A 9067-nucleotide genomic window follows, 5' to 3' on the forward strand; every position below is an offset into this window, starting at 1 on the left:
CATCGGCAACAGACCAGCTTTGGTGCGTTCCTTCTTCAAGCATCCAGATGTCGCCTATATTGCTGACCTATGAGTAACTGCGGTCGCCAGCCTACTGCGCGCCATTGCGAACACGAGTCGTGAAATTTGCAAGCTGTACTGCGTCAAGGCTCGCGAGCAGGCGCGACATCGCGCAGGGCGCCGTGAGCGCGTGGTGAAAGACGCGGTTGGCCATTTCAAACTCCTGAGTGGTCTGGGCGTCGTCTCCTTCAATGAGGGCGAGCTCGATCCGTGCCAAATGGCTAGCGGTGAGTTTTGGCGCCGCATTGCGCAACGCGACCACCTCGAGCGCGGCGCGCATCTCGGCGATCTCCTTCACGGAATTCGTATCAAGCGGGGCAACGCGCACACCGCGAGGGGGTACGGCGAGGACAAGATGTTGGCTCGATATCAATTGATCGTGCGCTGCTGGACGCGGCAGGTTTCCTGATCAACGAACGCGTCGAAATCTACAACATCGAAACCGGAGCGCGCTTCGCCACCTATGTCACCGAAGCGCTCCGGGGGTCGGGCACGATAGACTTGAACGGTGCGGCTGCGCGACTTGCAATGACCGGAGACAAAATTACGATCGTTGCATATGCCTCGTTTGATGAGGCGGAAGCTAAAATCTTTAGACCCCGCGTTGTGCTGGTTGACCGAGAAAATCGCATCCTACCAGGTTGAAAGCCGCGACGCCAACATTGGAGCTGTTGTTCTTAGCGGCCAATGAATTTTGCGCGATGGATCTCGATCCTGGGAGTGAAGAATGAACCATGCAGCCAAAGTTGCCGACTATGTCGCGGCCTTGCACGCTCTGAAACAAGACGACCGGCTGCGCGGCCTCAAGCCGCGCGCGAGGATCGATTTCGTATCGAACGATTACCTGGCGCTGGCGAGCGCGCCGCGTATGAAAGAGGCTGTCTTAGCCGCGCTCGAGGCCGGCACACCGATCGGTGCTGGCGGGTCGCGGCTTCTGCGCGGCAATTGCGAGGAGCACGAACGTCTCGAAGCAGAGGCTGCCAGGTTCTTTGGGGCGCAGACGGCGCTTTTCTTTGGCGGCGGTTATGTCGCAAACTTGGCTGTCCTGACAACGCTGCCGCAGCGGGGCGATTTGCTTGTTCTCGATTCGCTCGTGCACGCGAGTATTCATGAAGGGGCGCGAGCTGGCCGGGCCGACTTTCGGATCAGCGCCCATAACGATCCCCAGTCGGTCGAAAACACGATTCGTGGCCAAGGGCGGAACGGGTCGCGTCTGGATTGTGGCCGAGAGCCTCTACAGCATGGATGGCGATTTCGCGCCGCTTAAAGAGCTGGTCGCGATCGCAGGGCGTCACGAGGCGTTCCTGATCGTGGACGAGCCTCATGCCACAGGCGTTTATGGCGAGCAGGGACGAGGACTCACCGCGCCCTACGAGGGGCGCGAAAATCTTGTGGTCGTTCATACCTGTGGCAAGGCGCTCGGCGCTGCCGGTGCGCTCGTCACTGGCACACGCGTGCTGCGCGACTTCATGGTCAATCGCTGCCGTCCATTTATCTTCGTCACCGCGCCGTCACCGTTGACGGCTGTCGCCGTGCGCGAGGAACTCTTGATCCTGCGAGAGGAACCCGAACGTCAGCAGCGTCTGGCCAAGCTGGTCGCGTTCACGCATCGGGAGATCAGAGTGCGCGCCCGCTCGAGTCCTTCGAATTCACAGATCGTTCCGTACATTGTCGGCGGCAATGCGCGCGCGATGCGGCTCGCATCGGCGATGCAGGCGCGCGGCTTCGACATTCGTGGAATCCGGCCGCCAACCGTGCCGGCGGGCACGGCCCGATTGCGAATTTCACTCACCCTTAACGTCAGGGAAGATGATGTATCCGACATGCTTGATGCGTTGGTCGAAGAGACATGGGGCGATTCGCGATGACTCAGCGGATCGTGGTGACAGGCACAGATACCGGAATTGGGAAATCAGTCTTTTCGGCAGGCCTCGCCAATCTCCTCGGCGCGAACTATTGGAAACCAATTCAGGCCGGCCTTGAAGGAGAGACCGATAGCGAGCTCGTCGCGCGGCTGGGCCGTCTCTCACCCGATCGGATCGTGCCGGAGCTTTACCGCCTTCGAACGCCCGCTTCGCCCCATTATTCCGCGGAAATTGACGGAGTTCGCATCGATGCAGATGCGATCGATGTGCCGGACAGCGGGGAGCGCCCGCTCGTGATCGAGGGCGCCGGCGGGCTAATGGTCCCGCTGAGTGGCGGCACACTTTTTATCGACGTCTTCGAGCGCTGGTGCCTTCCCGTCGTGCTTTGCGCAACCACGCGACTTGGCACCATCAATCACGCACTGCTGTCGATAGAGGCTCTGCGAAAGCGCCAGATTCGCATTCTCGGAATTGCATTCATTGGCGAACGAAGTTTCGAGCCTGAGAGGGCAATTTGCGAAATCGAGCGCGTGCGTTGGTTGGGGCGATTGCCTTGGCTTTCTCCTCTCACGGCAAACACGCTGCAGGCGGTCTTCAAGGACTCGTTTATCCCTAAGGACTTCAAGCCATGATTAAGGCGACGTCGCCGATCTGGCCTCCGTTCACGAACGACGCGCTTCAGGGTGGCTCAGCCAGTTTCGAAGTGGCCCTAAAATGGCACTCGGCTATTGGCGTAATATCGGCAATCAGCGAATACGCATTGCCGTGATGCAACATTCCTACCACGGCGATATGGTTGGGGCGATGTCGGTGGTTGCTAGAAGCGTGTTCAACGCGGCGTACGGGCCCCTGCTGTTCCAGGTTACACCAATTCCGTTCCCTGCGAGAGGTCGTGAGCAGGGGACGCTCGATGATAATGCATGAGCAGCGCTCTGGAGTCCGCTTGATGATACCCAACACAATTGTTCTGTCAGAACCGCTCGCCTAAGACGAGGAGGCGGTTGTTACATTACGTAGACGTCAATCGCCGGCCCTGCGGAGGCTTCCTCTCTCGAAACCAAATCGAAAATTGAATGGGTGACCGTACGCCGGCATTTTACGACAAATCTTAGCCAATGGGCGAATGACCCTGTGTCTGCGCGAGAATCTACTCGCTCCATGCGTTTTTGGTTCAAAGCCCGTTGAATCCTGCAAAACAATCGGCATCTCTTGCTGGACGCAGAAAAAAAGGCCGCGCGAACGTTACGCGCGGCCAAGTCGGGGAGGAAACGCCCCAAGGGGCCGCTGAAGGAGCATCGAGATGAGTGGATCGACTACTCACCGAGACTCCAAGCTTGTGAGCACGTACATCAGTGTTGGGAGATGTTTCGTAGTGGTCTCTATCGGCGCGAACTAATGATCGCATAGTCGACTTCTTGTGCCGTTTGGCGGTGATTTTTGCGCATGTGTCGCATCTTTTGTGCAAAGATCATCGATTGGACGCAGCGCGCACCTCAATTGGCGAGATCACGGTTTCCTTTGGTTGTTCAGCAGGAAAGTCATTTCGCCGACACGCGTGCGACGGTGGACCGTTCAAGTCCGGAGACGACGGAGTGGATGATCTGCCTTGAGGGCGACGAGATCGGCTTGCCATAACTTTCAAGTAAGAGCCTGGAAGGCGATGTGGGAGTCTGAACGGGCGTTTTTGGCCAAGGTGGCTTCGGAGCGGATGCAGGGGATAGAGGATGTGCGCAGGGGGCAGCCCTCGGGCAATTAGTTCGTTACCGCACGCGTACGGCCATGTGACAATAGTTTCGGCAAGTTTTGGGTGCGTGGACCGCCGGGGTTTTGCCGTCTGGCTGCCGACATACCAGGTCTCGACAGACCGCACCCTTGCGCTTGCCGCCGTGGTCGACCGCGATCGCAGTATGGTTGGCGATCTTTAGGAACGGATGATGCCCTGGTTTTGGCCATTCGTGCCATTGATGGTGCGCGCGAAGGCCGCGGACCGGCGTCCAGTCGTCGCCGAGCCATCCGGCTGGCGAGTAGGGCATTGTTCTTTCCATTTGATAGATCGTCGGAATCCGTGGTGAGGAAGCAGGACGAGAGTGGCGGGCGCAGCGTGCAAGCGTTAAATAGCGTCGGCGCCGGGGCTATTAAATAAACGAGGATAGATCGTGGAACCCGATCGCTTTCTCGCGGTCGATCTCGCGCAGCGCCAGTCGCATTCGCCATCCGCATGAAGAACGCCTGCGGTAGTTCGATCCGCCTGCCGCGCACGTGCAGGAAATAGCGATCGTACAACGTTTTCAGCCAAGGAACTGGAAGTTCAAACCGCGCTCAGGCTTCAGCGCGGCGGTAATCCTGGCAAGATCGAGCTGAGCGAGCTCCGCATCGAGGAATCCAGCAGCGATGCCGGCCGTAACATAAGCCGGGAAAAATTCGGCGTATCTGGCCGACATGTCAGCTTATGAGACATTCGGCGCGCCGTGCACGCAGGACAGGGCCTCACCGCGGAGCTTATCCAGCAACAGGCGTGCATTGACATAGGCACAGTTCGGTTCCTGCTCAACTAGCTTTCGGGCGGCTATGATGGAAGCCACTGCCATCCTCGGCTCATGCAGTAGATATTGGGTGGCTTGGGTAAGCACCGGTGTGGCAGAGACACCATCAAGCCCGCCGCATACTTACTGTAATATGGTCGCCGCTGCCCGTGAATTGCGGGCGGCGTCCTGATCCCGAGGCTATCGCCGATCTCCGACGTACTTTTTCACAAGGAGCGCCGATGCGTTTCTGGATCAAATGCACCCGCTTTGGAAAGGAGGAGCCCTGTTACGTGAATTTCTCGCTTGTCGGGGCGATGTGGCGTGATGGCGAGAAAACAATCCAGGAGTTCCTCGGAAGCACCGCCCAAACGATCGAGGTGAACGGGATGCCGGACCAAATACTCTCGATCCATCTCGGTACGGCTGGAGGGTTGGGTTGTTGAGTCGAGTGTTTGCAGACTTTGGAACCGGCAAAGCATCGGACGTTTGCGAACGCCCGACGCACATCCGGACCATTCGTGTCCTCTTGCCTCCTCGCGTGAGGTCAGGCCGGAGGGCGCTTTCGCTTTGTCGTCTCGCGGGCGAACCGATTGTCGTCGTTCGCCTGAGACAAGGCGACCTGTTCGCGCGGGAAGACCGCTGCGCCCGTCGGCAGGTGCCATTGTCGAAAAGCGTCGTGAGAGATTGCCGGCTGCATTGCTGCTACCGCGGCGCTCCGCGCCAGCTCCCGTCGCTATCCCCCGCCAACCGGGCAAATCCAACAGCCAGGGCGAACTCCGGATTGGATAAAACTTAGGCGTAACATCGCAATCCCGATGAACCAGATTCTATTGCTGATCGCACAGTTGGAAAAAATACGTCCTCCGTAGCGGAGCGTCCTTGTTGTCATGCGCTTCCAAACCTCTTCCTGCCTTTTGAAGGCATGAACAGCACAAGGCCCCCCGTTCGGTCTGCGCCTTGCCATCCTGTTCGACTGATCTCCCAACGGAACGCGGCGGAGCTGGCGCACTAAAGCTAATCCTAATTCCGCAAATCACTTGAGGCGAGCAGGTATGTCCAGTTTAATGATCTGATACGCCATTGATTCAGGTGATTCGGAGAGAAGAACATGCCCAAAGGCAAAGTGAAGTTGTTTAAGGACGATAAGGGTTACGGCTTTATAGCGCCTGACACCGGCGGCGAAGATCTATTCTTCCACGTGAGCAGCTTGTTGCCTGGTGTAACGCCCAAGCAGGGCGACCACGTCAGCTATGAAATCGGTGTAGACCGCAAGAGCGGACGTAGTCGAGCCGAAAAGGTCGTGATCGGTTGATCGTAAGACTTGGACCGATTCATTCCCCAGCGTCATACGAAGGCTTCCTTATCACCGCGGGCGTCCCAAAGGTCCTCTAGCTGCTCCCACTCCATGAACTGTACAAACCCGCAATCCCGGTCGCACCGCAATCACGCCTTTTCGTCAGGACAGAGCAAGTGCTTCTTATATTTTCGGACAGGCATTAGCGGTTAGCTCGCAAGGTGGGTGGCCAGGTCTCGGCGGGGCGAAATCAAGCCCTAGCCCGCGGGCCAAGCGGGCAGAGGAGAGGCGGCTATCGCGTTCAATCGTGATCGGTCGGCTTCTAGGCGTCCGAGCCGATCAAGGTATGTGATACTGGGGTTGGCAATCCCTTCGCCGTTTGTTCGCTGCGGTCCCATGTTTCGCTAGCCTTAATGAGCGGGCGGGCATGATGGCTCTCAATACGGGAGCGAATCCAGGCCTTACAAAGTCGGTGCAGCCATGACGCGCAATCCACTCTGTGTGGATGAAACAGTCTCGGTCGACGAGGTCGTCGCGCGGATGGATGGCCCTCAGATCTGGCAGGTGCTGGTGATCCGTGACGGTCGGCCTATCGGCATCGTTGGCCGCACCCAATTGCTCGCGGCACTCGAGCGTTGCCTCAATCGGCGGACCTGACAGTACTGTTTGCGAACAGAACTTGCTGTACTATGTGGCCGGAGTGGCCACACGCGACGCGAGAATCACGCAGTCGACCGCATAGCTTGTACGTCCAGTTTACGACGGAAAGTCGGCAGGCGTTACCTCGAGCCGGTCGGCAGGCAACCTCCAGCCGTGAACGCCGTGCACCTCGCAAAGCTTTCGTTTGGTGACATCTATCGCCCTGTGCATGATCCAACGCATCCAGGTCCACTATGCCCTGACAGATGTCACCTACTCGCCGTTCTCGCCGAGAACATTCTTGCAGAATCGAGCGACCAACAGCATGTGCTCCTCGGCGTGCTTGAGGTCATCAGTCGTCATGTCCAGAGCTTGTGGGCGACCTGGACGTCGGGGGCGGCCTGATCAAGGCTGCGCCGCTTCAACAGGCGCACGGTGGTATCGATGATGGCCTCGGCTGCAAGGCCGGTGCTTGGTACCGGATTCCGCTCCGAACACGTCGCCGGGCAAATGGAACGCGCCGATCTGACGGCGGCCATCGGACCGCAGCTTGTAGGTGCGCACCGCGCCGCGGATGACCTGGTAAGCATACTCCGCCGGTTCGTCGTGGCCATAGATTTCCTCGTCCTTGTGGTAGGTGAACTCGGCCGCAATCTGGCCCCGCGAGCCGCAATATTGTTCGACGGGCGCAAACGTGCCGGGAGCAGCTCGGTCGATGTCAAGGGAAGGGGCGGTCGATTGTGTGAGCATGCGCCATCTCCTGTGCAGCGGATGGCAAATCGATAAATGGAACGGACCGGTTCGAAAATTTCGCTCCATGCCTTGGCAAGCCTCTACGTAGAGTCCCGGAAGTGCAGCTCACGGAGCGGCCGGCCGCTCTGCTTTGATCGCCTCCCAGATATGGGAAGAAACGCTGTCCTCGACATGCGGCTTGGCCAGCACATGGCGGATGCCGGCGGCCGCCGCCTTGGCCGGAATGGACGCGTCGGGATGGCCGGTGATCAAGATGATCGGCGTATCGTTCGCGCGCTGGCGCAAGAGACCGGCGAGGTCGATGCCGTTCATGCCCGGCATCTTGTAGTCGAGCACGAAGCAATCGGCGCCGCCCATCGTCATGGCGGTCAGCAGCGCCTCGCCGCTGCGAAAGGTGCGAACGCAGAAGCCGTCGGTTTCCAGGAGAAATCGCAGCGATCCGAGCACGTCGGTGTCATCATCCACGACATATACAAGGGGCCTTCTGGGAGATGAGGGCATCACAGGCCTTATGCGGCTTCCTGACCGGCCATGCGGTCGATCAGAATATTCATAAGGTCTTGCAGCGAGGGCGCCTTGATTCAACTCAATCTTTAAGCACCCCGGCCGCATGGCGAAGCGGACCAGTTCGGAAAGGCTGGACGCCTGCATCTTGGCACATTGGCCCGGTAAACCTCGATGGTGCGCGGGCTGATATTGTCGTTGCGCGCGATCATCTTGTTGGAAAGGCCGGCTACCAGTTCCTCCATCACCTGCCGCTCGCGCGGATTTAGCGACGCGGCCCGCGCGGCGATATCGTGCGTCATCGCCTCGTCGCGGGCGCCGGCTTCAGCCTGCCGGAAGCGCGGCGTCGATCATCGCGATCAGGCGGTCATCTTCGAACGGCTTTTCCTGGAAATCGACCGCACCGAGCTTCATCCGACAGCCAGGGGGATGCCGCCGTGGCCGGTCATGATCATGACGGGCAAGGAGGCGCGGCTGACCTTGCGCTTCAGCAACTCGACGCCGTCGATGCCGGGCACGCGGATATCAGAGACCACGCAGCCGAATTCGATAGTGGAAAGGCGATCCAGGCGTTTCCGCGCCGTCTCGAACAGGCTGACGTCAAAATCGGCGGAATCGAGCACGAATTGCAGTGAGTCCTGCATCCACTTGTCGATGACGTAAACATTTCCTCTAGGGTCATCTGTCAAACTCTCGTTGGGGACCGCCGGCAGCGTGAAGCGAAAGGTCGCGCCGCCTGCGTCGTCCGCTTCGGCCCACATCCGCCCGCCATTGACCTCGATGATGATGGAGCGGCTGATCGACGGCCCGATCCCAATGCCGGTTTCCGTGGTCGTAAAGAAGGTCCAGGTCCTTGTTCACATCTTCGGGAATTCCGTGGCCGGTGTCGAACACCGAGACTTCGGACATGTCGTCGTCGACCATCCGGTTGGATACGATCAGCTCGCGCGGTGCGGACTGGGTCACGGCTTCCAGCGCGTTGCAAAACAGATTGACCAGCACCTGATGGATGATGCAGCGGACGGCCGCTGATCTGATGACAGCGGAATTCATTTATGTCGCGCCGGAACCAGGCTGGCCCGTGTCTGGAGCTGATGGTCAACCATCGCCTTCGCAGCATGCCGCGAGCAGCGGCTTGCCGGCATCATTTCGCGGAAGGACGCGATGCGAGCACTGCAGGATTGCGCCGCGGCGGACGCGGACCGATTCTGATCGCAGCAGTGCCGCGCATGACCGGCAGTCGCCTGATGCCGTGCTTCTCCATCAGCGCGACAATCTGCCCCAGCGGCGCATCCCTCATGATGGTAACGGGATCGCGCGACGTGATCTGGTGCAAGGTGATCACTGCAGCCTAGTACCTCGGCACAGAGGTTTTGACTCGTTGAACCTGGCCTAATTCGATGATGGGTTTTGGATAGGCCCGCGCC

Annotated in this window: 10 protein-coding genes and 6 pseudogenes; 8 read left to right on the plus strand and 8 right to left on the minus strand. The window is 59.1% G+C overall.

The window, feature by feature from the left end:
- Nucleotides 1-77 precede the first annotated feature (77 nt).
- Nucleotides 78-427 (minus strand): annotated as a pseudogene (locus tag AC5ZG5_RS44970) (FCD domain-containing protein); the annotation flags it as partial.
- Here AC5ZG5_RS44970 and AC5ZG5_RS44975 point away from each other — a divergent pair.
- The 4 genes and pseudogenes from AC5ZG5_RS44975 to AC5ZG5_RS44990 all read left to right on the plus strand — a co-directional run.
- Nucleotides 427-705, plus strand: coding sequence for an aspartate 1-decarboxylase (locus AC5ZG5_RS44975; protein WP_456647038.1), 279 nt, complete (start codon nt 427-429; stop codon nt 703-705). The pseudogene AC5ZG5_RS44970 and the gene AC5ZG5_RS44975 overlap by 1 nt on opposite strands.
- A gap of 82 nt (nt 706-787) precedes the next feature.
- Nucleotides 788-1928, plus strand: a pseudogene (locus AC5ZG5_RS44980) (8-amino-7-oxononanoate synthase).
- Nucleotides 1925-2557, plus strand: a complete 633-nt coding sequence (bioD, locus tag AC5ZG5_RS44985; RefSeq protein ID WP_456647034.1) for a dethiobiotin synthase — start codon at nt 1925-1927, stop codon at nt 2555-2557. Before AC5ZG5_RS44980 ends, bioD begins: the two are co-directional and overlap by 4 nt.
- Before the next feature lie 53 nt (nt 2558-2610).
- Nucleotides 2611-2837: pseudogene (locus AC5ZG5_RS44990) on the plus strand (adenosylmethionine--8-amino-7-oxononanoate transaminase); the annotation flags it as partial.
- An 840-nt stretch (nt 2838-3677) separates the two neighbouring features.
- Here the strand turns inward: AC5ZG5_RS44990 and AC5ZG5_RS44995 are convergent.
- Entirely contained in the window at nt 3678-4184 is a 507-nt protein-coding gene (locus AC5ZG5_RS44995; protein ID WP_456647037.1) for a hypothetical protein, read from the minus strand.
- A gap of 29 nt (nt 4185-4213) precedes the next feature.
- Nucleotides 4214-4366 carry a hypothetical protein gene (locus AC5ZG5_RS45000; protein ID WP_456647033.1) on the minus strand — a complete coding sequence of 51 codons (153 nt, stop codon included), beginning with the start codon at nt 4364-4366 and terminating at the stop codon, nt 4214-4216.
- Between the two features lie 323 nt (nt 4367-4689).
- Between AC5ZG5_RS45000 and AC5ZG5_RS45005 the strand changes: the two genes are divergently transcribed.
- The 4 genes from AC5ZG5_RS45005 (at nt 4690) to AC5ZG5_RS45020 (ending at nt 6401) form a co-directional block, all read left to right on the plus strand.
- Complete coding sequence (locus tag AC5ZG5_RS45005) at nt 4690-4893, plus strand: hypothetical protein (protein WP_456647032.1); 204 nt, start codon at nt 4690-4692, stop codon at nt 4891-4893.
- Nucleotides 4894-4988: 95 nt separating this feature from the next.
- Complete coding sequence (locus tag AC5ZG5_RS45010) at nt 4989-5246, plus strand: Rieske 2Fe-2S domain-containing protein (protein ID WP_496165549.1); 258 nt, start codon at nt 4989-4991, stop codon at nt 5244-5246.
- 312 nt (nt 5247-5558) lie between these two features.
- Nucleotides 5559-5762 (plus strand): cold-shock protein, encoded by a 204-nt coding sequence (locus AC5ZG5_RS45015; RefSeq protein ID WP_456647031.1) that lies wholly within the window; start codon nt 5559-5561, stop codon nt 5760-5762.
- A gap of 462 nt (nt 5763-6224) precedes the next feature.
- Complete coding sequence (locus AC5ZG5_RS45020; RefSeq protein WP_456647030.1) at nt 6225-6401, plus strand: CBS domain-containing protein; 177 nt, start codon at nt 6225-6227, stop codon at nt 6399-6401.
- A 291-nt stretch (nt 6402-6692) separates the two neighbouring features.
- Here the strand turns inward: AC5ZG5_RS45020 and AC5ZG5_RS45025 are convergent.
- The 5 genes and pseudogenes from AC5ZG5_RS45025 to AC5ZG5_RS45045 form a co-directional block, all read right to left on the minus strand.
- Nucleotides 6693-7133 (minus strand): annotated as a pseudogene (locus AC5ZG5_RS45025) (cyclic nucleotide-binding domain-containing protein); the annotation flags it as partial.
- A gap of 108 nt (nt 7134-7241) precedes the next feature.
- Nucleotides 7242-7637, minus strand: a complete 396-nt coding sequence (locus AC5ZG5_RS45030; protein WP_456647035.1) for a response regulator — start codon at nt 7635-7637, stop codon at nt 7242-7244.
- A 90-nt stretch (nt 7638-7727) separates the two neighbouring features.
- A pseudogene (locus AC5ZG5_RS45035) lies at nt 7728-8284 on the minus strand (LuxR C-terminal-related transcriptional regulator); the annotation flags it as partial.
- A gap of 60 nt (nt 8285-8344) precedes the next feature.
- Nucleotides 8345-8666, minus strand: a pseudogene (locus AC5ZG5_RS45040) (ATP-binding protein); the annotation flags it as partial.
- A gap of 118 nt (nt 8667-8784) precedes the next feature.
- Nucleotides 8785-8985, minus strand: a complete 201-nt coding sequence (locus tag AC5ZG5_RS45045; RefSeq protein ID WP_456647029.1) for a CBS domain-containing protein — start codon at nt 8983-8985, stop codon at nt 8785-8787.
- Nucleotides 8986-9067 lie beyond the last annotated feature (82 nt).

The sequence above is a fragment of the Bradyrhizobium sp. Ses1 genome (genome assembly GCF_059512365.1).